At 61.5% G+C, this 23,768-nt stretch carries 24 protein-coding genes, 1 tRNA gene and 1 pseudogene; 7 read left to right on the top strand and 19 right to left on the bottom strand.

Annotated elements, in window-relative coordinates:
* Positions 1-42: 42 nt before the first annotated feature.
* The 7 genes from KVP70_RS16265 to KVP70_RS16295 all read right to left on the bottom strand — a co-directional run bounded on the left by KVP70_RS16265 (position 43) and on the right by KVP70_RS16295 (position 9,816).
* Positions 43-633, bottom strand: coding sequence for a cysteine hydrolase family protein (locus KVP70_RS16265; RefSeq protein WP_217943263.1), 591 nt, complete (start codon positions 631-633; stop codon positions 43-45).
* Positions 630-1,139, bottom strand: coding sequence for an ATP-binding cassette domain-containing protein (locus KVP70_RS34880; protein ID WP_217943264.1), 510 nt, complete (start codon positions 1,137-1,139; stop codon positions 630-632). The genes KVP70_RS16265 and KVP70_RS34880 overlap by 4 nt, the downstream gene beginning before the upstream one ends.
* 172 nt (positions 1,140-1,311) lie before the next feature.
* The gene (locus KVP70_RS16275; protein WP_217943265.1) at positions 1,312-1,938 is read right to left on the bottom strand and encodes an ABC transporter transmembrane domain-containing protein; all 627 of its coding nucleotides are present in this window, start codon (positions 1,936-1,938) and stop codon (positions 1,312-1,314) included.
* 264 nt (positions 1,939-2,202) lie between these two features.
* On the bottom strand, positions 2,203-3,621 hold the full coding sequence (locus KVP70_RS16280) for an efflux transporter outer membrane subunit (protein WP_217943266.1): 1,419 nt from the start codon (positions 3,619-3,621) through the stop codon (positions 2,203-2,205).
* 1 nt (position 3,622) lies between these two features.
* Positions 3,623-6,766 carry an efflux RND transporter permease subunit gene (locus KVP70_RS16285; RefSeq protein WP_217943267.1) on the bottom strand — a complete coding sequence of 1,048 codons (3,144 nt, stop codon included), beginning with the start codon at positions 6,764-6,766 and terminating at the stop codon, positions 3,623-3,625.
* 15 nt (positions 6,767-6,781) lie between these two features.
* On the bottom strand, positions 6,782-7,990 hold the full coding sequence (locus KVP70_RS16290; RefSeq protein ID WP_217943268.1) for an efflux RND transporter periplasmic adaptor subunit: 1,209 nt from the start codon (positions 7,988-7,990) through the stop codon (positions 6,782-6,784).
* A gap of 348 nt (positions 7,991-8,338) precedes the next feature.
* Positions 8,339-9,816, bottom strand: a protein-coding gene (locus KVP70_RS16295) for an IS3 family transposase (RefSeq protein WP_416053865.1) whose coding sequence is annotated in 2 segments (ribosomal slippage) — positions 8,339-9,388 and positions 9,391-9,816 — 1,476 coding nt in all. Because the reading frame shifts where the segments join, the coding sequence is not laid out codon by codon here.
* 93 nt (positions 9,817-9,909) lie between these two features.
* On the opposite strand from KVP70_RS16295, the gene KVP70_RS16305 reads away from it, so the two are divergent.
* Positions 9,910-10,602 carry an IS6 family transposase gene (locus tag KVP70_RS16305; RefSeq protein WP_217943270.1) on the top strand — a complete coding sequence of 231 codons (693 nt, stop codon included), beginning with the start codon at positions 9,910-9,912 and terminating at the stop codon, positions 10,600-10,602.
* 197 nt (positions 10,603-10,799) lie between these two features.
* Here KVP70_RS16305 and KVP70_RS16310 read toward each other — a convergent pair whose 3' ends face one another.
* Entirely contained in the window at positions 10,800-11,612 is an 813-nt protein-coding gene (locus KVP70_RS16310; RefSeq protein ID WP_416053866.1) for a LysR substrate-binding domain-containing protein, read from the bottom strand.
* Between the two features lie 106 nt (positions 11,613-11,718).
* On the opposite strand from KVP70_RS16310, the pseudogene KVP70_RS16315 reads away from it, so the two are divergent.
* Positions 11,719-11,913: pseudogene (locus KVP70_RS16315) on the top strand (transposase domain-containing protein); the annotation flags it as partial.
* On the opposite strand, the gene KVP70_RS16320 reads toward KVP70_RS16315, so the two are convergent.
* On the bottom strand, positions 11,900-12,187 hold the full coding sequence (locus KVP70_RS16320) for a helix-turn-helix domain-containing protein (protein WP_217943272.1): 288 nt from the start codon (positions 12,185-12,187) through the stop codon (positions 11,900-11,902). The pseudogene KVP70_RS16315 and the gene KVP70_RS16320 overlap by 14 nt on opposite strands.
* A 94-nt stretch (positions 12,188-12,281) precedes the next feature.
* Positions 12,282-13,367, bottom strand: a complete 1,086-nt coding sequence (locus KVP70_RS16325) for an IS630 family transposase (protein WP_217943273.1) — start codon at positions 13,365-13,367, stop codon at positions 12,282-12,284.
* Between the two features lie 124 nt (positions 13,368-13,491).
* Here KVP70_RS16325 and KVP70_RS16330 point away from each other — a divergent pair, with 124 nt between their 5' ends.
* Both KVP70_RS16330 and KVP70_RS16335 read left to right on the top strand, forming a co-directional pair.
* The gene (locus KVP70_RS16330) at positions 13,492-13,971 is read left to right on the top strand and encodes a Tn3 family transposase (RefSeq protein WP_416053867.1); all 480 of its coding nucleotides are present in this window, start codon (positions 13,492-13,494) and stop codon (positions 13,969-13,971) included.
* A 45-nt stretch (positions 13,972-14,016) separates the two neighbouring features.
* Entirely contained in the window at positions 14,017-14,340 is a 324-nt protein-coding gene (locus tag KVP70_RS16335) for a hypothetical protein (RefSeq protein WP_217943274.1), read from the top strand.
* Between the two features lie 406 nt (positions 14,341-14,746).
* Here KVP70_RS16335 and KVP70_RS35405 read toward each other — a convergent pair whose 3' ends face one another.
* From KVP70_RS35405 to KVP70_RS16355, 5 genes are all read right to left on the bottom strand, one after another.
* Positions 14,747-14,809, bottom strand: a complete 63-nt coding sequence (locus tag KVP70_RS35405; protein ID WP_369698891.1) for a hypothetical protein — start codon at positions 14,807-14,809, stop codon at positions 14,747-14,749.
* The gene (locus tag KVP70_RS16340) at positions 14,796-15,107 is read right to left on the bottom strand and encodes a transglycosylase domain-containing protein (protein WP_217943275.1); all 312 of its coding nucleotides are present in this window, start codon (positions 15,105-15,107) and stop codon (positions 14,796-14,798) included. Before KVP70_RS16340 ends, KVP70_RS35405 begins: the two co-directional genes overlap by 14 nt.
* 6 nt (positions 15,108-15,113) lie before the next feature.
* A complete protein-coding gene (locus KVP70_RS16345; RefSeq protein ID WP_217943276.1) occupies positions 15,114-15,377 on the bottom strand; it encodes a hypothetical protein in 264 nt (87 codons plus the stop codon).
* 116 nt (positions 15,378-15,493) lie between these two features.
* On the bottom strand, positions 15,494-16,351 hold the full coding sequence (locus KVP70_RS16350) for a DUF535 family protein (protein ID WP_217943277.1): 858 nt from the start codon (positions 16,349-16,351) through the stop codon (positions 15,494-15,496).
* A gap of 245 nt (positions 16,352-16,596) precedes the next feature.
* The gene (locus KVP70_RS16355) at positions 16,597-17,121 is read right to left on the bottom strand and encodes a hypothetical protein (protein ID WP_217943278.1); all 525 of its coding nucleotides are present in this window, start codon (positions 17,119-17,121) and stop codon (positions 16,597-16,599) included.
* Positions 17,122-17,242: 121 nt separating this feature from the next.
* Between KVP70_RS16355 and KVP70_RS16360 the strand changes: the two genes are divergently transcribed.
* Both KVP70_RS16360 and KVP70_RS16365 read left to right on the top strand, forming a co-directional pair.
* Complete coding sequence (locus KVP70_RS16360) at positions 17,243-17,830, top strand: hypothetical protein (RefSeq protein WP_217943279.1); 588 nt, start codon at positions 17,243-17,245, stop codon at positions 17,828-17,830.
* Positions 17,827-18,174, top strand: coding sequence for a hypothetical protein (locus KVP70_RS16365; RefSeq protein WP_217943280.1), 348 nt, complete (start codon positions 17,827-17,829; stop codon positions 18,172-18,174). Before KVP70_RS16360 ends, KVP70_RS16365 begins: the two co-directional genes overlap by 4 nt.
* A gap of 76 nt (positions 18,175-18,250) precedes the next feature.
* Here the strand turns inward: KVP70_RS16365 and KVP70_RS16370 are convergent, their stop codons facing one another.
* Positions 18,251-19,633, bottom strand: coding sequence for a tyrosine-type recombinase/integrase (locus KVP70_RS16370; RefSeq protein WP_217943281.1), 1,383 nt, complete (start codon positions 19,631-19,633; stop codon positions 18,251-18,253).
* Between the two features lie 163 nt (positions 19,634-19,796).
* Positions 19,797-19,881: transfer RNA gene (locus KVP70_RS16375), tRNA-Leu, on the bottom strand.
* A gap of 106 nt (positions 19,882-19,987) precedes the next feature.
* Between KVP70_RS16375 and KVP70_RS16380 the strand changes: the two genes are divergently transcribed.
* Positions 19,988-21,640 (top strand): mechanosensitive ion channel family protein, encoded by a 1,653-nt coding sequence (locus KVP70_RS16380; RefSeq protein ID WP_217943282.1) that lies wholly within the window; start codon positions 19,988-19,990, stop codon positions 21,638-21,640.
* Here KVP70_RS16380 and KVP70_RS16385 read toward each other — a convergent pair.
* Both KVP70_RS16385 and KVP70_RS16390 read right to left on the bottom strand, forming a co-directional pair.
* Entirely contained in the window at positions 21,609-22,364 is a 756-nt protein-coding gene (locus KVP70_RS16385; protein WP_217943283.1) for a hypothetical protein, read from the bottom strand. The two genes, KVP70_RS16380 and KVP70_RS16385, sit on opposite strands and share 32 nt — an antisense overlap.
* An 84-nt stretch (positions 22,365-22,448) precedes the next feature.
* Positions 22,449-23,708: a voltage-gated chloride channel family protein gene (locus tag KVP70_RS16390; RefSeq protein ID WP_217943284.1), complete on the bottom strand. Its 1,260-nt coding sequence runs from the start codon at positions 23,706-23,708 to the stop codon at positions 22,449-22,451.
* Positions 23,709-23,768: the final 60 nt, after the last annotated feature.

Here is a 23,768-nt window from a genome sequence, read left to right on the forward strand (position 1 = left end):
CGCAATAAGGTTGTCAACCGCGCGTGCACCGCCAGCTCCGGCTCAGCACGGCACTGCGCGCAGCACGTCCAGGGTGCGCACGTCGGCGACGCTGGCCAACGCGCCGGACAAGGTGCGCTCGTGGCGCTCGACGCTGGCTGACGCGCAACAGTCGGCCAATACCGTGACGCCATAATCGCGGTCGTGCGCTTCGCGCGCCGTCGACTCGATGGCGTGACAGGTGGAAACGCCGGCCAATATCAAATGGCCTATGCGCTGGGCCCGCAACAACGATTCCAACTCGGTGTTGTAGAACGCGCCGACGCGGGGCTTCACAATGACCAGCTCGTCGGCACGCACGTCGAGCGCGTCGTGGAAGTAGGTGCCCCAGGTGTCCAGCTGCAGCGCGCCATGCCTCGCCGCCTGCCCAAAAATGGGCGAGCGCTCCGGACAATTCGCATAGCTTGCCGGGAATCCGACTTTGACGTGGGCCACCAGCATGCCTTGGGCGCGAGCCCAGGCCAGCGCCTGATTGCAACGCTCCAGCACGCCGTGCCCGGCCACCATGGCCGCGCAGCTTGCGATCTTGCCATCGCGGTGAACAATGTCGTTGATAAAGTCGATGGTGAGGAACAGGGAAGACGATGGCTTCATGATGGAACCTTCAAAAAAGGGCTGCCCAAGGGCGGCAGCGAATGATCTATTGCCATCAGTATGCCTCCGAAGGACGAGCCTGGGGCTGCGTGGCCCGAATTCTCGGACCGGACGAAGGGGCCGCGCCGGCCTAAGGATTCGACCGTCTGCAAACGCCACAATTCAGCGTACTTGCCACCGACTTCCAGCAGTTCGTCATGCGACCCCTGCTCCACGACGCGGCCATCCTCCATCACCAGGATGCAATCGGCGTAGCGAATGGTGTTGAGCCGGTGCGCGATGCTGATGACCGTACGCCCGGCGGTAATCTCCGGCAGGCGGCGCATGATCGCGGCCTCGGACTCGTAGTCCAGCGCGCTGGTGGCCTCGTCCAGGATCAGGATGCGCGGGTCCGTCAGCAGGGCCCGCGCCAGCGCGACGCGCTGCCGCTGGCCGCCCGACAGGCTGCCGCCGCGTTCGCCGACTTCGGTGCCGTCGCCCTGCGGCGGCGGCCTCGGCAGGCTCATCAAGGATGCCGCCCACACATATCGTCAGCGAGATGCCGTCGAGTGCTGGCGGCAGTTCGGGCCGGTAGTGGAAGGCGACATCGCGCAGCTCGATCTCGCCGCGTAAACGCTGCGCCAACTCGGCGCTGCCGGCATCTTGCTCAACGGCAGGTTCAGCATGTCGCCAAGGCGGTCAACGGCGACCCGGGCCTGGACGAACTGCTGCCACAAGTCGACCAAGCGTGTCAGCGGCCGACTGGCCTGACCGGCCAGCGATCAGTTGAACGACCGTCAATCTGAGCTGCATCACCTCATGTGCGCCCAGCCATAAGATCAGCACGGAGACGACCTTCTGCACCAATTGCACCGACTGGCTGATCAGCACTTGCCGGTTCTGCGCGGCAAAGCCACTGGCGACCTGGTCGCGCATGGTCTCTTCCCAGCGCCGGCCCATGCGTGGCTCAACCGCCAGGCCTTTGATGGTTTCCACCGCCGCCAGCGACTCGGCCAGCAGCGAAGCGCTGCGGGAGCCGTGCAGGAACATCGTTTCGATGCGCTTTTGCAGACCGGGCGTACCACGCCAGGCGATCAAACCGTACAGGGGCAGCGACACCAGCAGCAAACAGGTCAACTTGGGTGAGAGCAGCCCCATCACCGCCAGCAGCACCACCGTAAACACCAGGTCCACGCTTAAACCCGTCGCTGCGCCGGTCAGGAATTCGCGGACGGTCGACCTCGCGCACGCGCGAGACGATCGCGCCGACCTGGCGACTGCGGAAATAGGCCAGCGGCAGACCCAGCAGGTGCCGCACCAGTCCACCGCCCCAGGCGCGCGTCGATTCGGGTCGACGTGTGGCTCAGCAGATACTCGCGCAGCCCCTTCAGCACCGACTCGACCAGCGCGGCCAGCACCAGGCCCAGCACGATCACATCAAGCAATTGTTTTTCGCATAGTTTCCTCAAAGATTCTATTATCTATTATTTCACAGAATCTTGGAATCCCGGCCAATTTGCTCGAATAACCGCCAAGATGGCCACTACTACGATGTTGTGCGTTCGTAATGGCGGTCAGCGCCCCTCAGTTCTAAGAATTGCTGTTCGCCTGCCAGCCACCACCCAACACCTTGTATAGCGTGACGGCGTTGCTTGACATACTCAGACGTGCGCTAATCAATCCTTGCTGCGCGGCATACAATGCACGCTGCGACACGAGTTCATTCTGGTAGGATTCAGCCCCCTTCCGGTAGCGTTCCTCGTGGATGTGGAAGCTCTTGGCTGCGGCCTGCGTCAGTTGCTGTTGCGAGGCCAGCCGCTCGTCGAGCGTGCCACGCTGAGCCAGCGCGTCGGCCACTTCCCGGAAAGCGCCTTGGATCGACTTCTCATACCGCGCCAATGCGATGTCCCGCTCCATCTTGGCGATGTTCAAGTTGGCGCGGTTGACGCCACCGTCGAAAATGGGCAGGCTGATCTGCGGCAGAAAATTCCAGGTCGAGGAGCCGGGCTGGAACAGCCCGGACAGACCACCGCTGGCGCTGCCACCCGAGGCCGTCAACGACATACTGGGGAAGAAGGCGGCGCGCGCCGCGCCGATATTGGCATTGGCAGCACGCAGGGTCCGCTCAGCCTCCAACACGTCCGGGCGCCGCAACAGTACTGCGGACGGCATGTCGTCCGGAATCGCAGCCAGTTGGGTGACCGCCCCGAATTCTCCATTCGGCAACCAGGCCGCCGGCAGCGCGCCGCCCGCCAGCAAGGTAAGCGCGTTCAAATCCATCGCCACCTGGGCAGTGTAAGCTGCCATGTCGTTGCGCGCCGTTTCCACGCTAGTCTGCGACTCGTACATGGCCAGACCGGAGGCGGTGCCGGCCTCGAAGCGGCGCTTGCTCAACGCATAGCTGATCTGCTGACTCTTCAACGTATCGGCCGCCAAGGCAAGCCGCTGCTGATCGGCGATCAGCGTCAAATAGCTGTTGGCCACTTCTGCCACCAAGCTGATCTGCTGGGCGCGGCGCGCTTCCTCAGTACCCAGGTATCGCTGCATTTCAGCTTCAGACAAGCTGCGCAGCTTACCAAAGAAATCCAGCTCATAGGACGGCACTATCAGACCGCCGCTGTACTGATGGTCGATGCCGCCCTCGCCGTGCGCGGCGCCCGGTCTGTGTCCCGCACTCTCACTCAGCGCGCCAGACAGCTTCGGCAGCTGCGCCGCGTGTTCAATCCCATACCGGGCGCGCGCCTTCTCGACGTTAAGCGCCGACACCCGCAGGTCGCGGTTATTGAGCAAGGCCAGAGCGATCACCTGGCGCAGGCGTTCGTCGGCGAAGTAATCGCGCCAGGCGACGTCAGCCACCGCGCGTTGGCCGGCGGCGGCCGGACCTGACTTGGATGCCCCGCCGGAAGACCAGGATGCCGCGACCGGCGCGATCGGGCGTTCATATATGGGCGCAAGGCTACAGCCGGCCAGCAGCGCCAACGCGGCCAGACAAAATATCGTTTTTTCCATTTTATTTCGCTTTCGCAATTGCAATGTCGGCGAGCGTGGCGGCCGGTTTGACGGCGAAATACCCGCGCACCAGCACAAAGAACACCGGCACAAAGAAGATGCCCAGGAAGGTGGCGGAAAGCATCCCGCCCAATACCCCGATACCGATCGCGTTCTGGCTGCCAGCGCCGGCGCCATGACTGATCGCCAGCGGCAGCACGCCGAGACCAAAGGCGATCGAGGTCATTAAAATAGGACGCAGGCGCAGACGCGCAGCCTGCAGAGCCGCTTCGCTCAGGGCAACGCCCCGGTCTTGCAGCTCCTTGGCGAATTCCACAATCAGAATCGCATTCTTGGCCGCCAGACCGACCACGGTCAACAAGCCGACCTGGAAGTAGACGTCGTTCGACAGGTGGAACACCCACGTTCCCAGCACCGCACCGAGCACCCCTAGCGGCACCACCAACAACACCGAGACTGGAATCGACCAGCTCTCGTAAAGAGCGGCCAGGCAGAGAAATACGATCAGCAGCGACAAGACATACAACTGGGTGGTTTGCGAGCCTGCGGCGCGCTCCTCGCTCGACAATCCGGTCCATTCAAAACCGATGCCCGGCGGCAGCTGGGCCACTAACTTCTCGACTTCTGCCATTGCCACGCCCGAGCTAAGGCCTGGCGCCGGCATACCCTGCACTTCGACCGAAGGCAGGCCGTTATAACGCTCCAGGCGCGGCGAGGCGTAAATCCACTGGCCGCTGGCGAAGGCGGAAAACGGCACCATCTCTCCGCTAGCGTTGCGTACAAACCATTTGCCCAGGTCTTCCGGCATCATGCGCGAATCGGGCTGGCCTTGCACGAACACCTTCTTTACGCGGCCACGGTCGACAAAGTCGTTGACGTAAGCACTACCCCATGCAGTGCTGAGCACTTTGTTGACATCGGCGATACTCAGCCCCAGGGCCACGGCTTTCTGCTGATCGATGTTAATCTTGTATTGAGGTGTGTCATCCTGGCCGTTGGGACGGACACCTACCAGCAGCGGATTTTTTGATGCCATACCCAGCAGTTGGTTGCGCGCGGCCATCAGGGCATCGTGGCCCAGGCCGCCTTGATCGAGCAGTTGCAGGTCGAAGCCGCTGGCGTTCCCCAACTCCATCACCGCCGGCGGCGCGAAGGCGAACACCATCGCGTCCTTCATCTGCGAGAATGCACGCGTCGCCTTCCCCACCACAGCCGGCACGCTCAGCGCTGCGCCCTTGCGCTGGTCCCAGTCCTTCAGACGCACAAACGCAATGCCGGCGTTCTGGCCATTGCCGCCGAAACTGAAGCCGGCCACAGTAAACACCGAGGCAACTGCCTCTTTTTGCTCGACCAAGAAATGATGTTCAACCTGTTCGATCACTTTCAGCGTACGTTGCTGAGTCGCGCCGGTCGGCAGTTGCACCTGGGTGTACAGCACGCCCTGATCCTCGGCTGGCAAGAAGGAAGTCGGCAGGCGCATGAACACCAGCGCCAGCGCGCCCAGCAAAATGGCGTATAGCACCATCGCACGGCCGCCACGTCGCAGCAACGCGCCGACCCATCCCTGATAACGCTCGCTGCCACGTTCGAAGCTGCGGTTGAACCAGCCAAAGAAACCGGTATTAGCCATATGCTGGCCCCGTGCGACAGGCTTCAGAATAGTGGCGCACAGTGCCGGTGTAAACACCATCGCAACGATTACCGACAGCACCATCGCCGAGACAATGGTGATCGAGAACTGCCGGTAGATCACACCGGTCGAGCCGCCAAAGAAAGCCATCGGCACGAACACGGCGGACAGCACCATGGCGATGCCGACCAGGGCGCCGCTGATCTGGCGCATCGATTTGCGGGTCGCCTCGATCGGCGATACGCCCTCCTCACTCATTACGCGCTCGACATTTTCCACCACCACGATGGCGTCGTCGACCAACAGGCCGATCGCCAGCACCATGGCGAACATGGTCAGGGTGTTGATCGAATAACCCAAAGCAGCCAGCACACCGAAGGTTCCCAGCAATACGACCGGGACCGCCAGCGTCGGAATCAGCGTGGCGCGGAAGTTTTGCAGGAACAGATACATCACAAAGAAGACCAGCACGACGGCCTCGGCCAGGGTCTTAACCACTTCCTCGATCGACAGCTTGACAAAGGGTGTGGTGTCAAACGCCATCAAGGCCTTCATCCCGGCCGGGAACTGCTTGCTCAGCGCATCGACCTTCTTCTTAACGGCATCAGCCGTGTCGAGAGCATTGGCACCGGTTGCCAGCTTGATGGCCAAGCCGGTGGCGGCATTGCCGTTGTAGCGCGCCACGTTGTTGTAACCCTCGCTGCCCAACTCAATGCGCGCGACGTCGCGCAGATGCACGGTGGCGCCGCTGGCGGCCGTCTTCAGCAGGATGGCGCCGAATTGGTCGGAGGTCTGCAGACGGCTTTGCGATGTGACGGTGGCGTTGAGTTGCTGGCCGGCCGCGGCAGGCAAGCCACCAAGTTGACCGGCCGATACTTCGGTGTTCTGAGCGGCAATGGCGGCGGTCACATCGGCCGGCGTCAGCTGAAAGCTTTGCAGCTTGGCTGGGTCGAGCCATATACGCATGGCGTACTGCGAGCCGAACAACGATACCTCGCCTACCCCCTCCACCCGGCTGAGTGGATCGATCACATTGGAGACCACATAATCGCCCAGGTCGGCCTTCTTCATGCTACCGTCCTCGGACACGAAACCGAGCACCATCAGGAAGTTCTTGGTCGCTTTCGATACCACCAGTCCCTGCTGGGTGACAGCGGCGGGCAACAGCGGTGTAGCCAATTGAAGCTTATTCTGCACCTGGACCTGGGCGATGTCCGGATTGATGCCGCTGTTGAAAGTCAGCGTGATGCTGACACCCCCAGCGGAATCGCTCGACGATGACATATAGCGCAAGCCATCGATGCCTTTCATTTTCTGTTCAATCACCTGCGTTACCGCGTCCTCAACCGTCTTGGCCGAGGCGCCAGGATAGCTGCCGATGATCGAGATCGACGGTGGCGCGATATTGGGATATTGCGATACCGGCAAGCCATGGATCGCAATCACGCCCGCGAGCATGATCACTATCGCGACTACCCATGCAAAGATAGGACGGTCAATAAAAAATCGGGCCATTGCTATTCTCCTCAATTAATGGGTATTTTTTTCATTGCGCGGAATGGCGCCTCCGGCGCCATTCGCCACCGCCTCGACACCTGTCTTGGCCACGCTGGCGTGAGCACCCGGCCGCACTTTCTGCAAGCCCTCGACGATCACGCGGTCGCCGGCGGCCAAGCCGGATTTGACCAACCATTTATCGCCCCGGGTATCGCCAGTGATCAGGACGCGCTGTTCAACCTTGCCATCTCGGTTAAGGACCAGCGCGGTCGCCTCGCCCTTTGCGTTACGAGACACACCCTGCTGGGGAACCGCGATGCCTTTTTCATCAATACCAGTGTCGAGCACCGCTCGTACGAACATGCCGGGCAACAATTCATGCTTCGGATTCGGGAACAGCGCGCGCAAGGTCACGTTGCCTGTGCCAGTGTCCACGCTGACGTCGGAAAACTGCAGCTTGCCGCTCTCGGCATACTTACTGCCATCGCCCAGCAGCAAATGGACGCGGGCTTGGCCTCCCGCCTGTTTCAACTCGCCGCACTCCAGCGTATGCTTGAGGCGCAGTAATTCGGCGCTGGTCTGGGTCAGGTCGACATAGATCGGATCGAGCTGCTGTACCGTGGCCAAGGCACCGGCCTGGTTGGCGGTCACCAAGGCTCCCGGCGTTACGCTGGAGCGGCCGATACGCCCACCAATGGGCGCGCTGACCTTGGTGTAACGCAGATTGATGTTGGCCAAATCGAGCGCAGCGGTCGCCAATTCAACGTCAGCCTTAGCTTGCTCATTAGCGGCCACCGCGTCGTCGTATTCTTGACGGCTGACGCCATCGATCGCGACAAGCTCCTTATAACGCGCCAGTTTTGGTCCAGTGGCGAGCAGGTTGGCGCGGGCCCTGGCCAGCACCGCATTGGCCGAGTTGACGGCGGCCTGATAACTGGCCGCGTCGATCTGATATAGCGAGCTGCCGGGTTTAACGTCGCCCCCCTCAATAAACAAGCGTTTTTCGATCAGGCCGCCAACCTGAGGGCGAACCTCGGCTACTTGATAGGCGGCGGTGCGCCCGGGTAGTTCGGTGCTTAAGTTCAGCACCTCGGGAACGACGGTGAATACGCCGACCTCCGCCACCTTAGCCTGCGGCGTCGGCACCTTGGATTTGGAACAACCTGCGGTGATCGCAGTTGCGCACAGCAGGACGATCGTTCCCGCACTCTTTACGGACGACTTGAAGTAAAATGGTTTCATCGAGGACTTTAGGACCTTCTAAAAAGTTAACGGTGTCAAGAAAAGGAACGTTGGTAAAAATGAACGGTCCGGCTATTGGAATCGCAAAAATCTCCCGGTTAACCTAGTTACGGTCATGGATAGGGAAGCTGACTTCAAGCATAGAAGAAAGGCAGTGGAGAGTTGCCGTTCGAGGCAGTTATTCAGACCAATTCACACGCACACATTAAATATGTTGGCTCCCTGCCAACCAAAGCGGACGGTTTTGTCGCGTTAGCAGACAGCAGGGTGATCGGGTAAACTGCGACCGGAGCGTGTCAATGATTTTGAAACACCTGGTTGAATCGGCGAGAGTCTAAGTCTCGTTTTTCAGGCAGCCTTTTTCTCCATGGTTGGTGGGTTGATCCAAGCAGCCGTCGGCAGCTTCTGCGGCTGCGGCATGCGATGTTTGAAACGGTTCGGCGTGCGCTGGAAGGCGCCGGCCAGCGTGGCTTGTCGTTGCTTGTGTACTTCGGTCGCGCGGCCGGTGTGGACGCTCTCAGGCGTCATCATGCCGATACCGGAATGGCGGTGCTGCTGGTTGTACCAAGTGAAGAACTGGACGCAGTGGACGCGAGCGTCAGCGAGCGAGCCAAAGCGCGCCGGGAAGCCCGGCTGGTACTTCATGGTCTTGAACTGAGCCTCCGAGTACGGGTTGTCGTCTGAGATGTATGGCCGACTGTGCGACTTGGTAATGCCCAAGTCCGACAGCAGCGTGGCCACCGGCTTGGAGCGCATGCTGCTGCCCCGGTCGGCATGCAAAGTCAACGCGCCCGGGGCGATGTATTCTTTGGCGGCGGTGTCGGCAATGAGCTGCTCGGCCAACTCGGCGGTCTCCTGCTCGGCCACCATCCAGCCGACGACGTAGCGGCTAAAGATATCGAGGATGACATACAGATGAAAACAGGTTCCTCTGACCGGCCCCTTCAACTTCGTGATGTCCCAGCTCCAGACTTGATTGGGCACCACGGCCAGCAGTTCGGGTTTGGCGTACTCAGGATGGCGCAACTGGTTGCGGCGCTCACGCACTGCGGCACAGCTTTGCAGCAGGCGGTACATGGTTCGCACCGATGCCACGTAACGCCCCTCATCGAGCAACTGGGCGTGAATGGCCGCCGGCGCGCCGTTGGCGAAGCGCGGGCTGTTGAGCACGTCGAGCACGACGCGGCGCTCCAGTTCCGACAACGCCAGCGGCGGACGCCTGACCGGTGCACCGCAGGTCGGAACCGGCAACAGACAGACTTGGCGCGCGGCGCGGTCGCGATACAGGGCGCTGCGCGGCAGGCGCAAGGCCTGGCAGGCGGCAACCACTCCGACTTGGTCGGCCAAGCTGTTGGCGGCGCTGATCACTTCGGCTCGCTCGGTGTGTCGCTGGTGCTCAGGCCCAGCAGAGTGGAAAGTTTTTTTTGGACGTCGATGATCAGATCGGCCTTGATCAACTTGGCGCGCAGGCGTTCGACTTCTTTTTCCAGTTCCAGAACCCGGCGATCCTGGGCTGCGGCGGGATCGGCTTTCGGTCCGCGCTTGCGCTCCAGCGCGCCGGCTTCGCCGCCGAGCTGACGCTGTTTGCGCCAAGTCGCCAGATGCGACGAATAGATGCCTTCACGACGCAGTAAAGCACCGATCTCGCCGGGTGCCACGCAAGCGTCGGCGGCCGCCAGAATGCGCAATTTCTCAGCCTTGGAAAAGGCACGCCGCTTGGCGGTGGGGACAACCTCGGGATTGGGACGTTGCGCTGCGGAGGGCAGCGCGTCGATGACGTCCTGGGGAGCTGCTGAAGTACTAATTTGATGCTTTCGGTTGTGCATGTTGGGGACCTACCGCTGTACTTTAAATTAATCGGGTAGGTGTCTCAAGTTATATTGGCACAGGGGGGACGCCCGAACACTGGACGAATCGACATGCTCAATTTCAAAGGGATGCGTTTCCCGATCGATGTGATCCTGGTCTGCATTCGCTGGTACGTGGCTTACCCACTGAGCTACCGGCACCTGGAAGAGATCATGGAGAAGCGCGGCGTGTCGGTCGACCATTCGTCGATCAACCGGTGGGCGATTCGCTTCTTGCCGCTGATTGAGAAATTGTCCCGCAAGCACAAACGCCCGGTCGGCGGTAGCTGGCGCATGGACGAAACCTACATCAAGGTCAAAGGCGTCTGGAAATATCTTTACCGTGCCGTCGACAAGCAGGGAAAGACCATCGATTTTCTTCTGACCGCCAAGCGGGACATGGCCGCCGCGAAACGCTTCTTCGACAAGGCCATGCGCGAGAACGGTGTTCCCAACAAGGTCGCCATGGACAAGAGCTGCGCCAACAAGGCGGCCATCGATGCGGTCAACGCCGACCGGGACGTGCCGATCGTGGTGCGCCAAGTCAAATACCTCAACAACATCGTCGAGCAGGACCACCGCGCCATCAAGCGGGTGACCAGGCCAATGCTCAACTTCAAATCGTTCCGCGGCGCCGGCTGCGTGCTCGCCGGCGTCGAGCTCATGCACATGATCCGCAAGGGCCAGTTCACGATCGATGGTGCCGATGCGACGTCGTTCGCCGACCAATTTTATGCGCTGGCAGCACAGGTCCGTCCAGTTTGAGGCACCCCAGTTCCTTTCTTGGAAAATTCCGGCTTCGGATCACCAACGCGACACAACCAATGGCATTACATTTCCTTACCGGGACCGCTGCCCCGCTGCGAAGACATCCAGTACCGCTGCCACGCGGGTCACAGCACCGGCCCGGGAAAGCTTACAAAACTTAACAAAAAACATCGAGATCATCATTCACTACCAGCCTACGCCGTGCTTGGGCCAAACGCGGCAACGGCGAACTCGATAAAACTGCGCAGCTTGGGCGTCATCTGCCGGTCCGGCGCATACAGCAGGTGCAGCGGGCGGCTCGGTGGGTGATATTTGGGCAGTACCCTGACCAGCCGCCCCGCAGCGATTTCCGGCTCGACCAACTCGGCCGGTTGCAACAGAACGCCCATGCCGGACCGCGCCGCAATCAGCAACGCCTCACCGTTGTCGATCATCAGCCGCCCGGTCACCGGTACTGTCAACAGCCCACCTGGCCCGTCGAATGTCCAGTGGGTGCGGAGTTCAGTATACGAAAAGCTCAGGCATTCATGGTGCGCCAGATCCATCGGTGTATGGATCGGCGGATTGGCCCGGAGATAAGCAGGCGCGGCGCACAGGACCAGCCGGTACGGTGCGAGGCGGCGTGCAATCACGCCGCTATCGGACAACTCACCGACCCGGAATATCACATCCACGCCTGCCGTCAACGCATCGACGTAACGGTTCGCCAACGAGACCTCTACCTGCACCTCCTGATAGACCGCCATGTATTCGGCCAGGCGGGGCATCAACGCGTGGATGCCGAAGCTGACCGGGGCGTTGATCCGCAAACGGCCGCTGGGTTTGGCCTGGCTTTCCGCCGCCAATGCCTCTGCGGACTCTACCTCAGCCAGTATGATCTTTACCTTCTCATAATATCCGGCCCCGATCTCGGTCAGGTGCTGCCGGCGGGTAGTACGGTTCAGCAGCCGCACCCCCAGATGTTGCTCCAGCATCTGTACATGCTTGCCGACGAGCTGTAGCGACATGCGGAATGTTTCGGCGGCGGCGGAAAAAGACCCCAACTCCACCGCCGGGCGAGTTCGCATAAAACTGCCGTTTGCATTATTCTTGTTATGTGCAGCTGTACATAACAAGAAGAACTGGCTGTTCACCGGTTCGGAGCGGGCCGGCCGCCGCGCCGCCGCTATTCAGAGCCTGTTCGCCACCGCCAAGCTGAACGGACTCGATCCGCTGCGCTGGCTGTCCAGCGTACTGGAACGTCTCCCGACGTGCCCCAACAGTCAACTCGATACGCTGCTGCCATTTCCCAACTCTATCCCGCGCTGAACAGGCTGTACAGGTGGGCGCGCTGGATGCTTACCGGCAGATCACGCTCGATGCCCGACAGGCGTAACGCAGCATAGCGTGCGCGCCATCGCGTTGGCTGGCTGCGATCCACGCCAAGTTCCGCTGCGATGTCCTTATTCGCCATTGCGTCGACAGCCAACAGCACGATACGTGCGCGAAGGGCCAATCTGACGCTCGTCAGGCCTGAACGGACCAGCGCTTCAAGCGCCGCTCGCTCTTCCGTGGTTAAAATAATTTCAGTAGCGATGCACATGCATATCCTCCTGTTCGATACAAAAGGATAGCGCCTTACTCGTGGGTTTACAATATGCGGACTCAAGAATGCAACACTACACTAGTGTAGTGCGTCAAACGGATTGAAGCTTATTAAGCTTGGCACGCGCGCGCGTGACTTTGGCCCAAATGTCGGTCGCTTTCGCGGTCCATATATACGGTTTCGGTGCCATATTATGCTTTGCAATGAACTGTCCAATCGAGTCGGTCAGGTCTGGGACTGACTTGAACGTCGCGCGTCGCAACTGCGTCTCCGACAGATCCCGGAAGAACCGTTCGACCATATTGAGCCAGGACGCACTGGTCGGCGTGAAGTGCATGTGGAAGCGCGGATGCTTTGCCAGCCACGCTTTCACATTGGGGTGCTTGTGGGTTGCGTAGTTGTCAGCAATCAGATGGATCTCCTTGCCCTTAGGAGTACTACGATCAATTTGTCGCAGGAAGCGCAACCATTCCTGATGGCGATGCTTGGTTTGGCACTGACCGATGACACTGCCGTCGAGTGTACTCATCGCCGCGAACAAGGTCGTCACGCCGTTGCGTTTATAGTCATGGGTCATCGTTTGGCAACGCCCCTTCTTGAGCGGCAATCCCGGCTGCGTACGGTCCAGTGCCTGAATCTGGGACTTCTCGTCACAGCAAAAAACTAAAGCGCTTTCCGGCGGGTTCAGATACAGCCCAACAATGTCCTCAAGCTTCTCCGTGAAGTGCTTGTCGTTCGACACCTTGAACGTCGATACCCGATGCGGCTTGAGGCCATGGGTGTGCCAAATGCGCCGAATGCTCGCTTCGCTGATGCCCACCGCAGCTGCCATTGTTCGGGTGCTCCAGTGCGTTGCATTGGCCGGCGTTTGCTGGGTTGTCATTTTCACGATCGCCTTGACCTTGCGCTCGGAAATCTGCGGCTTGCGTCCTGGCCGCGTTCCATCCTGTTCAATTCCCGAAAGGCCATCTTCGATGTAGCGACCACGCCAACGTGCCACAGTCGCGCGCAAGACGCCCAACTCGGCGCTAATCTCCTTGTCCGTCGCGCCATCTGCAGCGCGTAGAATCATCTTCGACCGTTCGGCCACCCGAACCGGGGTCGTTCTTCCAGACGCTCGCGTTTCCAGCTCCCCGCGCTGCGCTTCGGTCAACTCAACTTTCATCGCTACCCGCATGATTTTTCCCTCCTTGCGACAGAATACACGCGGATATATTATAAGTCTTGTTATTTGTGACGCACTACACTAGCATCGTCGATCAAACACGGCACCGTGACGGCCTCCCTTATGCTGCGTAAGCTTGGCAGCTATCCGCGCCAGAACGGCCTCGCGATCGCGCTGCGCGAGCCCCCGCATCGAGCGGTCGCTCTTCATCCTCGACTGGCTGCAACACGTGGAACTACGTCGACGCAGCCAGGCTGGACTAACAGCTTCTTTCACGTTAAACAAAGGGGAGGCGCGCAATGCGCTGGCCAGGGCGGTCTTCATCCACCGGCTCGGCGAAATCCGGGACCGTAGCTTTGAGCAGCAACGCTACCGTGCCAGTGGTCTGAACCTGGTGACGGCCGCCATCGTACTATGGAATACCGTCTATCTGGAGCGGGCTACGCAGGCCTTCGCTTGCGCACATCTGGCAAGCTGCTCGATAAAAGCCTGTTGCCATTCCTGTCGCCGTTGGCGATGGGAACACATCAACCTGACCGGCGACTACGTCTGGCGGCAAAATCGGAAACTTGACGACGGACAGATGCGTCCGTTACGTGATCCTAAAAATGACTGAAAGCCCTTAGCGCCCGATTTTTTCCAAATTCTGTGTGCTTCCCTAGTGTTGCGCGAGAAATCGAAGCCGCCGGCGACGGCGAGGATCTCGCCGCTCCGCGCGTCCAGCGAAATCAGTGCGTGCGCCCGCGACCGCCGGCAACTGGCCCAACATCCAGCGCCGCTGCCCGGCTTGGGCGACCCGCACCACGGAACCGGGCACGATGGCGCGCTGGCCACCTGGCAACCTGGCAACCTGGCCCAACTGGTGGCGATGCGCGAGTCAATCTGCCCGATGCGTATCGTGACGCCGTCGCGCAGCGCCGCGTCGATTTGCCGGGGGCCGACCGCGCTGACGACGGCGGCTCGCCATTCGCCGCTGTCCGAATAGGGCGCGAGCAGCGTGCTGGCCCGCGCCGGCAGGCCGTCCGCGGCAGCGCCAGCGTCGCCTCCGGCCCGCGGTAGCCGTGCCGGCCCTGCGCGGCCAACAGACCGTTGCGCAGCGACTGATGGGCCGCCCGTTGCAACACCATGCGTAGCGTGGTGGTCACGTCCAGTCCAGCGGTATACGCCGTGTCGGGATAACCGAGCAACACCAACTGGCGCGCCGCCTCGACGGCGTAGGCGGCCTCGCGCACGCCGGGCGGCTGCGCAGCACCAGTCGCTCTGCGGCGGCCTGTGTATAGACCGGCCGCGTGATGTAGCCCAGCGCCAGCATGCGCTGAAAAATATACTGCTGGCGCTGGCGCGCGCGCGGCGGGTTGCTCACCGGGGTTGTAGGCCGAGGGCGCTTTGGGCTAGCCGGCCAGCATCGCCGCCTCGGCCACGCTGAGCTGCGTCAACGGCTTATCGAAGTAGATCCCGGCCGCGGCCGCGAAACCATACGCGCTCTCCCCCCAGATATACCTGGTTCATGTACAGCTCCAGCAGCTTATCCTTGCTGTAGCGCTGTTCCAGCTTGTACGACAAGAGAATCCCGGTGAGCTTGCGCCGCCAGGTCTTATCGCGCTTCAAGTAAAAGCCGCGCGCGACCTGCATCGTGATCGTGCTGGCCCCTTGGCCGTGGTTGCCGCCGACGACATCGCTCAGCGCGGCGCGCAGCAGGCCGGGCAAGTCGACCAGACCGTGCTGGTAGAAACGGCTGTCCTTGATGGACAACAAGGCCTACCACACCGCCAGCGGCACCAATTCCCGACGCTCGGCATCGTACTCGCCCAGCAATACACCGTCAGCGGAAAAGATGCCCAGAGGCTGCGCCGGACGATAGTGTGCCAGACTATCGACGGCGGGCAGACCGAGCCAGGTCTGCTGAACCCAGTATGCCAGCGCCAGCGCCGCCGCTAGGCCCAGACCCAAGGTCAGGCCCAGTCCGAATTTGAGGGTGCGGACCAGCCGCGATCTGCGCTGGTTCCGCGCTTGCCGTGTCATGTTCGTGGTTCCGTATTACCCAGGCATCGAGACGAACAGATAAATGATGAAATCGTTGCCCATGCCCGAAGCTGGGCGTCGGTACGAGGCAGCGCCGCCCGCCTTCTCAGACCAGCTTAGCTCAGGACCGGAACCGCCCCGGGAAGGATGGCGCTAATGACGCTGGCGGCAATACCGGCCAGCAGTTCGTGGCGTTTGCGCGTCTCCGAGCGCTTCTTTGAAGCGATCTGCTCCATGATAGGCGGCAACAGCGGCTCGCAGGCGAGCATATAGTCGCCGTCGTCGCGCGCTTGCGCGCCCATTTCCTGCCAAAAGGCGTCATAGTCAGCATGCACACGGCCTTGGCGGATTTGCTTGGGCACGACGCGGTTCTCGTTTCCAACAAGCAGCATCTGGGTACAACCAGAGGAATGGCCGAGTTGTTGCACCAAGCGCAGCAGCAGGTTTTTCGGGCGCAGACCATGCAGGTCACGCGTGGCTTCTCGCGCCAACGCCAGGCCGGCGCCGCTTTTTGCGCCCTGCAGGCAGCCAATGCCGATACTGGCTTGACGGTCCTCAAACAGGAAGGAGAATGCCACTGACTGTATCAGCGCCGATCCACAGCGTAGTTGCAGTACCAGCTCGCCCTCGCGCTCCATCGGCACGATGGCGCGCAGATCGACGTGGTAACGGACGCCGGACTTGCCGTTGAACCCGGCCAGCCCCACCGGACCCAGCGTAGCCCGTGCCACGGTGCCCGCCAAGCCGTGCGTTACCACGAAACGGTAATGCTCCGCCAAGGCGGTCAAGCCTTGGCGGCGGCTCAGGCGCATGCTCAGGTAGGGACGGTAGATCTTGTGCAGCAGACGCGGCTGCAGGTGCGCCAGCTCGCGTAGCGCGCCATGCGAATTGAGCAGGGCCAGCCAGCTGCGCGTGAGCAACGGATGAGCCAGCGCCCGCGCGTGCAGCTTGACGGCCGCCCAAGCTCTGGACAACTGCGGTTTCCGCTCTAGTCCAGCGCGGAGAGTAATAGTTTTCATCATATATGGTGGGTCATAAGGATCATGCGGAAGGCAACCGTGGCCGTCACTGTGGGGCCATGTCGGCCGCATCGCTGGCGCCCGGCGCTGAAATAGGACCAAGTAACTGCCTGGTCGCGCGCGGGTCGCGGGTCGCGCAAGACCGACCGGTGCCGGCATTCCCTGCCGGTTTGCCGATCGCCAGCTTTCCCGAGCGCCCCTTATTTACGCTGTACAATAAATTTCTGGCCCGCCTCCGCGTTGGCCATCATCTTCTCGTCGATAACTTTCAATTCCCGCTGCAAAGACTGGAACAAAGACGCCGATTCCTCGCCCTGCCTTGGCGCCATATCGCAGGCCTGGCGCAGGTGGGATTGGATCTCCTTCAGCGCCTCCATGCGAACCACAATGTCCCGCAAGCTGCCCGTTTGCGGAATCGCCGCAGCCCCAGGCGGTAACGGACGTTGCGTGCTAGCCGCTACGCCGGCAGGCCCGGCGTCCCGTTGCACGCCCAGCTTTTGCGCCAGCCCCGACGGCTTGAACGGCACTGGTGGCGCAACGGGACGCGGTGTCTTTTGCTGCGCAATCAATTTCCCGCCCGCGTCATGGTTGGCGACCATCTGCTGGTCAATGGCTTGCACCAGCCGCTCCAAAGACCGAAAAACAGGCGCGAATTCCTTGCCCGAGTGTCGCGCCACATCGCTGGCTTTCTGCACAGGGCTGCGGATCCCCGTCAGGCGCTCCATGCTATCGACAATTTTCCGCAGGTGTTCCGTTGGCGCGGTCGATGCGGCCCTCGGTGGCCGGGCCGGCACGGCGGGCGGTGACGACCGTTGCGTGCTTGCCGCTACGCCACCACGAGCGACTTTGTATAAGACTGCACTGGCTATTCGGGCCCATCTTGAGATGAACGAAGCTACTGCCATCGCCAACGGTCGTCTGCAAACAGCCCAAACTGGCTGGGAGCAGGAACGTGGCGAATTAGAGGTGTTCCGCGACCAGCTCGCAGCCGCCTTCGACACCCAAGCCGGCGAACTGGCGGCGGCCTACCAAGCCAGCAGCGCATTGCGCACAGAAATCGATGCACAAAAGGAGCAGCTTGCTGCGCTGGCACAGCGCGTCAACGACGCCGAAACTAGCGCCGCCAACGCTGGTGCGGCGCTGGCGCATGCCCAGACACAATTTCGGGAACTGCACGAATCGCTGCGACTGGCTCAGTTGGCACAACAGCAGTTGGCGCAGCAGCTGCAAGACCAGCATACCGCTGCCACAGAAGCGGCCGAACGCAACCTTGGCGAACAAACTCGGTACGCAGAACAGTTGGGCCAGGCACGGCAAGAGGCGGCAGGACTGCGCGCCCAGTTGGCCACTACCCTTCCCTCCCCAAACGGCCTCCTGACTTCCGAAGCCGATGCAAAACGCGATCCAGGCCCACGAAAGGCAACCCGGCCATGAACGCATACTTCCTACATCTGGCGTCCCCCGGGAGCGATGGCGCCGCCGCTGTCATTGCCGGCGACAATGACGCACTGCTACGCTTGCGCGCAGCCATCGATACCGCGCTGTCCGGCGGTGCTGGCGCGGCGCAGTTCTATTCATCGGATGGCGAGAGCTACGGCATGGTGCTGATGCGCGAGCCGGACATGGGGAATGCTTGCACGACCTATAGAAATGAGGAAGCGCCACAACGTTCGTTGCGCGAGACCCATCAGCTAGACCAACTGGAAAATTTCGCGCTGGCCCTGCGCTTGTTGCGACATAGCGGTCCCGTTGAAGGCAATCCCGTCCCTCAGCCATAAATGGCATGGCAGGAAAAGCAGCGCCATCGTTTGACGTTGCCGCAGGAAAGCAGTAGATTGCCTATTTCCAGAGACTTCATAGCATGCTATCTACTGAGACACTTGCCCTTGGCAGTATCGTCATTGCCGTGACCGCAGTCGCCATAACCGTGTGGCAAGCGGTGATCGCACGCAAGCACAGCCGCCTGAGTGTTCGTCCACATCTGATCTGGAATATCGATCGGAATTCGACGGGGGTGGCGCCAGCCTGGTGCTCAGCATCCTCAATTGCGGCCTTGGCCCGGCCATCATTCGCGATCGCTTCATTCGCATCGCTGGACAACGCTCCAACCTGCAACCCGTTGATCTGCTTCGCCAGTTGATCACCTCCGGCATCTACGGCTTGGATGTGCCCCCCCCCTGCTGAGGGGACATGGACTGCCCGGCGTCGACAGTGCGATACTACCGGGCACGACACACCTGATCGCCACGTTTGAATTACGAGGTATGACCGAATCGTCTCTGCAGACTCGTCACTCTTTGCACGAGCACAGCGCAAAGCCGGATTTCGCCGCTGCGCAGTATAACGCCAGTAGCCGGACAGGGGGTCGTGGAATTTCAGATCTTCGATCTGGCATCGCTCCTTCGCCTTACGGAACAAGGCGTCCAGGCGCGCAGCGCTGATGCCGAACAGCATGTCACCTGGGGGCATCAACGCGATCAGATCCAGCGCACGGCTGGACAAAGGCACGTCACGCTTGGTGCCGTTTTTAGTGCGCGGAAGATGGGCCACACGCCCCTTGATGTCGCTCCGCTTCAAGCCGCATATCTCGCCGGCGCGCATAGCCGTCTCGATCGCGAACAAAAACGCCACCGCGACGGCGCCGCTCTTTGTGCTCACCGGAGCTTCGTCGAATCCCAGTGCCACACACAAACGATCTATTTCGTCTTGGCTGATACGCCGATCACGTGGCGCCGAGCCTTTGGGTCTGCGTACGTCAGTGGTCGGACTTTTTGCGATCCACTTCCACTCACGGCGCGCAGTCGTGAACACGTGCGACAGGAGATTGAGTTCCCGGATGACGGAGGCGCCGAGGACCTTGTCTTCGAAGTTCGCAGCGGCCGTGCCGCGGAGTCGAAGATCACGCCACTGGCCAAGGATATCTGAAGACACGTCAGCCAAACGCAAACTACCGAGACGTCGGCCGGCGACTACATGATCCGCGATGGCCGCAAGCCGATGCCGCTCCATGCGATGTCCGCGCTTATGCACTGACACCTCGCGCAGGTAGCGGTTGAAGGCGTCGTCCAATGTTTTTGATTCCCCAGGCCCTGCATTCACACCACTTCGAATCTCGGTCTCGCGCGCAGCGGCCCATGCCACCGCTTCGGCTTTGGTCGAAAACGTCTTGGTGTCCCGCGTGCCCCGCACCGCTACCGAAGCATGCCAGCCCTTACCGGATTTGCTGTAGCTGGCCATAGCTGCTGAGTTGTGTAAAACGTGTGTAAATTTTGTGTAAAGCGTAGCAGAAAACAGAGGTCTTAAGCGCCCGTTTGTGTGATTTCCCACAAACAAAAAACGCCATAAACCCCTGATTTACAAGGCTTTATGGCGTTTTATGATCTTTATCAAAAAAGTGGACTGGTGCTCCGAGCCGGAATCGAACCGGCACGCCTTGCGGCGGGAGATTTTAAGTCTCCAGTGTCTACCAATTTCACCATCGGAGCGAAACAGCCCGCAATTATGCCACGAACCCGGCATAACTGCCATACCGGCAACTGTCAAATCCGATAACATGGCATCATTGCCAATATCTACGTCCCAAGGATAGCCATGACCGTTTTACGCCGCCTGCTTGTTGCGATGCTGTTGATGATGCTCCACTGCTTCGCAACCGCTGCCGACACCTTCCCCGCCCCCCAATCCGGCGCGCCATCAGCCCCGCCAGCCCCAGCCAAACTGGTCTTCGCCAACCGCACCATCTTCGTGTTCCGCTCCGTGCTGACCGGCTACCCGCCGGAGGAACGCGCCGAGGGCGCGCGCAAGCGCCTGGACGCCGCGCTCGCCCGCAATGGCGCGCAGCAGCCAGGCATCCGCCCGATCACCGAAGGCACGCAAGTGATGCTGGACGGCGCCCTGCTGTTCCTGGTCACGCCCGCCGACATCAACCCGCTGGCTGGTGACACCACCGACAGCGTCGCCAACGAAAGCGCGGCAACCCTCGGCAAGGCCCTGCTGGAACGCCGCGAGCAAGCCAGCCCGCGCTACCTGCTCATCGCAGCGGCCCTGTGCGCAGCTGCCACGCTTGCATACGCCCTGATTCTGCACGGCCTGCGCCAGATGCACCGCTGGGTGGGCAAACGCTCGACCCAGGCCATCAGCCGCCGCCTCGGCCAAGTCAAACTCAAGAACGTACGCATCCTCGACGCCGAACACTACGTAGCCTTCATGCGCCAGCTGGTCAACCTGTTGATCTGGGGCCTGCGCCTGATGGCGACCTATCTGTGGCTGGCCTTCGTGATGGGCAAAATCCCCTACTCGCGCAGCTGGGGCGAACGCCTGCAAGACTATCTGATCGACGTCGCCACCAGCGTCGCCCAGGGCATCATCGAAGCACTGCCTGGCCTGGTGCTGGTGGCCGTCATCGCCGCCATCGCGCGGCTGGTGATGCTGACCGCCGCCTCGGTATTCCAGCGAGTGGAATCCGGCGAGTTGCAAATCGCCTGGCTCGATCGCGACACCGCCACGCCCACGCGCCGCATCCTGAACGTGGTGATCTGGTTGTTCGCGCTGGCGATGGCCTACCCGTACCTGCCCGGCGCGCACACTGCGGCGTTCCAGGGCGTGTCGGTGCTGGTGGGTTTGATGGTGTCGATCGGCGCCTCCAGCATCGTCGGCCAAGGCGCCAGCGGCTTGATCCTGATGTACGCGCGCTCGCTGCGCAAAGGCGAATACGTGCGCATCGGCGAGTCGGAAGGCACGGTGGTCGAATTGGGCATGTTCGAAACGCGCTTGCGCACCGGCCTGGGTGAGGAGATCACCATGCCCAACGCCTGGGTGCTGTCCAACACCACCAAGAACTACTCGCGCGCGCACGCCGGCACCGGCTTTGTGCTCGACACCACCGTCACCATCGGCTACGACACGCCGTGGCGCCAGGTGCACGCGATGCTGGAGCTGGCGGCCGCCAGGATCGAGGACATCGCCGCCACGCCCAAGCCCTACGTGATGCAGATCGGGCTGTCGGATTTTTATCCGGAGTACCGGCTGGTGGCTTACGCGACAGTGGAAACGCCGCGCCGCCGCGCCGAGGTCCTGAACCAGCTGCACCAGCAAATCATCGACGTCTTCAATGAATACGGCGTGGCGATCACATCGCCGCACTTCACCCAGGAGCCGGCCACACCGCACGTGATCCCTAAAGAGAACTGGCATCCGGCGCCGGCCGTCGCGCCTATCGACCTGGCGCGGGACCAGCAGCAGTAGGCGTCACCGCAAGCGGCTTGTCGAGCTGATAGTAGGCGGCCACGCGCTGCTTGGACTCGATCCAGGCCTGGTCCCATTTTGCGCGGTCCAGCTCCGGCAGCCGCTTACATTGACTGTGGTCTTGCAGGCAAAGCATGCGCTCCAGGCCATAGTAGGCTGGCCAATGGCGATCGTAATTTTGCGTCTCGCGGAATCTGTCAGCCGCAGCGAACGCGCGAGCCAGTGCCTGACGGGCCTCGGCCGGATGTTCCTCCAGATATTTGACCGCGCGTGCGCTGCCCTTCGGCCCGGCCACAGCCAACGGCAACTTGAAGAACCCCTCGTTGTTGACGATCTCCGCGCGGCCCGATTCGGACGCATAGCGCAACACGTCGTACCAACCCATCACTTGTTCGGCCACGATAACCAGAAAGGTCTTTTCCACGTCCTGCAATGGCAGGTATGCGACGCCCAGTATCTCCAGCGTCTCCATCGGCGTGTATCGGAAAGGAGCGCTTTCATAGTCACTCAGGATTTTGTCGAGTGCGGGCGGCGCAGCCGGATCGCTGCGCGTAAAGCCCTGCACCACCGCGTTGAATTTGCGCCGCCGCACTTGCCAAGCCGGCGGTTCGCTGGTTGACAACACCAGCGATTGCGGCGCCGGCCCCGGTGGCGTCGGCGTGATCGCGGGAACATCTGCCTGGGCCTGCGCCGTCCATGCCACCGCGACCATCAGGCATGCCATTACTCTCTTCATCTGCCGCCCCCAAAAAGCGGCAACTATACCCTGCGACAGGTGCCTCAAAATGCGCGGTTTCTCACACAGGATCTAGGCCGGCGGCTCGCGGTCGCGCGCCACCGGCGGCAGGCGGTGCTTGAGAGTGCCGACCTTCTGCGCGCGGTAGATGCCGGTATGGCCGGAGAACAGATACGCCACCACGCACGCCAGCGCCGCGTAAGGCCCGATCTGCGGACCGAATAATTCGATCGCCATGATGGTCGACGCCAGCGGCGTGTTGGCCGCGCCGGCGAACACCGCGACGAAGCCTATCCCTGCCAGCATGGCGAACGGCAGATGCAGCAGTGGCGCCAGCGTATTGCCCAGCGTCGCGCCGATGAAGAACAGCGGCGTCACCTCCCCGCCCTTGAAGCCGCTGCCCAGCGAGGCCACGGTGAACGCGAACTTGCCAAAAAAATCCCAGGGCGCCAGCGGCTGCTGGAACGCTTCGACCATCACCGGAATACCGAGGCCGATATAGCGCGTGCCGACCACCCACACCGCCAGCGCCACCAACGCGCCGCCGATCAGTGGACGCAACGGCGCATACGCCACATGGCGCTTCATGAAGGTCGAAGCGGCGTGCGTGGACTTGGCGAACAACATGCCGGTCAAGCCGAACACGATGCCGGCAACCAGCACGGCGGCCATGCTCCAGAAGCCGATCGCCACGACGCCACTCATCGCGTAGTGAGTGTGATGCACGCCCCAGGCCATGCCCACTTGGTCGGCGACGATGGCCGCCACCATGCAGGGGAAGATGGCGTCGTAGCGCAGGCGGCCGATGGCCAGCACTTCCAGTCCGAAGATGGCGCCGGCCAGCGGCGTCCCGAACACGGACGCGAAACCGGCGCTGATGCCGGCCATGAGCAGGATGCGCCGCTCGGCGTGACGCAGGCGGAACACGTGGGTGAGCTGGTCGGCCAGCGTCCCGCCCATCTGCACGGCCGTGCCTTCGCGGCCGACCGAGGCGCCGAACAAGTGCGAGATCACGGTGCCGATCAACACCAGCGGCGCCATGCGCAGCGGTACGACTTTCTTGGGATCGTGAATTTCGTCGATCAGCAGGTTGTTGCCTGCTTCGACGCTGCTGCCCAGTTTAAGGTACACCCAGCCGACCGCGAAGCCGGCCAGCGGCAGCAGCCAAATGATCCAGGCGTGCGCTTCGCGCCAGGCGGTGGCATGGTCCAGCGCGAACAGGAAGAAGGCGGAGGCGGTCCCGCTGAGCAGCGCGATCAGGCCCGCGATGAAGGTCCATTTGCCGATATATGGCAACAGGGCGATTTGTTCTGGGTAGCGGCGTGATTTCATCTGACTTGCATACTAGCAAATTCATCAGATGGCGGCAATCAGGCTAATGCGGTGAACCAA

The sequence above is a fragment of the Duganella violaceipulchra genome (genome assembly GCF_019166075.1).
Lineage (GTDB): Bacteria > Pseudomonadota > Gammaproteobacteria > Burkholderiales > Burkholderiaceae_D > Rugamonas > Rugamonas violaceipulchra.

What these genes read in the sequence shown, in the direction of transcription:
- KVP70_RS16265 (WP_217943263.1), bottom strand. Translation starts at nt 633, where the DNA reads ATGAAGCCATCGTCTTCCCTGTTCCTCACCATCGACTTTATCAACGAC.
- KVP70_RS34880 (WP_217943264.1), bottom strand. Translation starts at nt 1,139, where the DNA reads ATGAGCCTGCCGAGGCCGCCGCCGCAGGGCGACGGCACCGAAGTCGGC.
- KVP70_RS16280 (WP_217943266.1), bottom strand. Translation starts at nt 3,621, where the DNA reads ATGGAAAAAACGATATTTTGTCTGGCCGCGTTGGCGCTGCTGGCCGGC.
- KVP70_RS16285 (WP_217943267.1), bottom strand. Translation starts at nt 6,766, where the DNA reads ATGGCCCGATTTTTTATTGACCGTCCTATCTTTGCATGGGTAGTCGCG.
- KVP70_RS16290 (WP_217943268.1), bottom strand. Translation starts at nt 7,990, where the DNA reads ATGAAACCATTTTACTTCAAGTCGTCCGTAAAGAGTGCGGGAACGATC.
- KVP70_RS16305 (WP_217943270.1), top strand. Translation starts at nt 9,910, where the DNA reads ATGCTCAATTTCAAAGGGATGCGTTTCCCGATCGATGTGATCCTGGTC.
- KVP70_RS16310 (WP_416053866.1), bottom strand. Translation starts at nt 11,612, where the DNA reads ATGTCGCTACAGCTCGTCGGCAAGCATGTACAGATGCTGGAGCAACAT.
- KVP70_RS16320 (WP_217943272.1), bottom strand. Translation starts at nt 12,187, where the DNA reads ATGTGCATCGCTACTGAAATTATTTTAACCACGGAAGAGCGAGCGGCG.
- KVP70_RS16325 (WP_217943273.1), bottom strand. Translation starts at nt 13,367, where the DNA reads ATGCGGGTAGCGATGAAAGTTGAGTTGACCGAAGCGCAGCGCGGGGAG.
- KVP70_RS16345 (WP_217943276.1), bottom strand. Translation starts at nt 15,377, where the DNA reads ATGACACGGCAAGCGCGGAACCAGCGCAGATCGCGGCTGGTCCGCACC.
- KVP70_RS16355 (WP_217943278.1), bottom strand. Translation starts at nt 17,121, where the DNA reads ATGGAGCGCCTGACGGGGATCCGCAGCCCTGTGCAGAAAGCCAGCGAT.
- KVP70_RS16365 (WP_217943280.1), top strand. Translation starts at nt 17,827, where the DNA reads ATGAACGCATACTTCCTACATCTGGCGTCCCCCGGGAGCGATGGCGCC.
- KVP70_RS16370 (WP_217943281.1), bottom strand. Translation starts at nt 19,633, where the DNA reads ATGGCCAGCTACAGCAAATCCGGTAAGGGCTGGCATGCTTCGGTAGCG.
- KVP70_RS16380 (WP_217943282.1), top strand. Translation starts at nt 19,988, where the DNA reads ATGACCGTTTTACGCCGCCTGCTTGTTGCGATGCTGTTGATGATGCTC.
- KVP70_RS16385 (WP_217943283.1), bottom strand. Translation starts at nt 22,364, where the DNA reads ATGGCATGCCTGATGGTCGCGGTGGCATGGACGGCGCAGGCCCAGGCA.
- KVP70_RS16390 (WP_217943284.1), bottom strand. Translation starts at nt 23,708, where the DNA reads ATGAAATCACGCCGCTACCCAGAACAAATCGCCCTGTTGCCATATATC.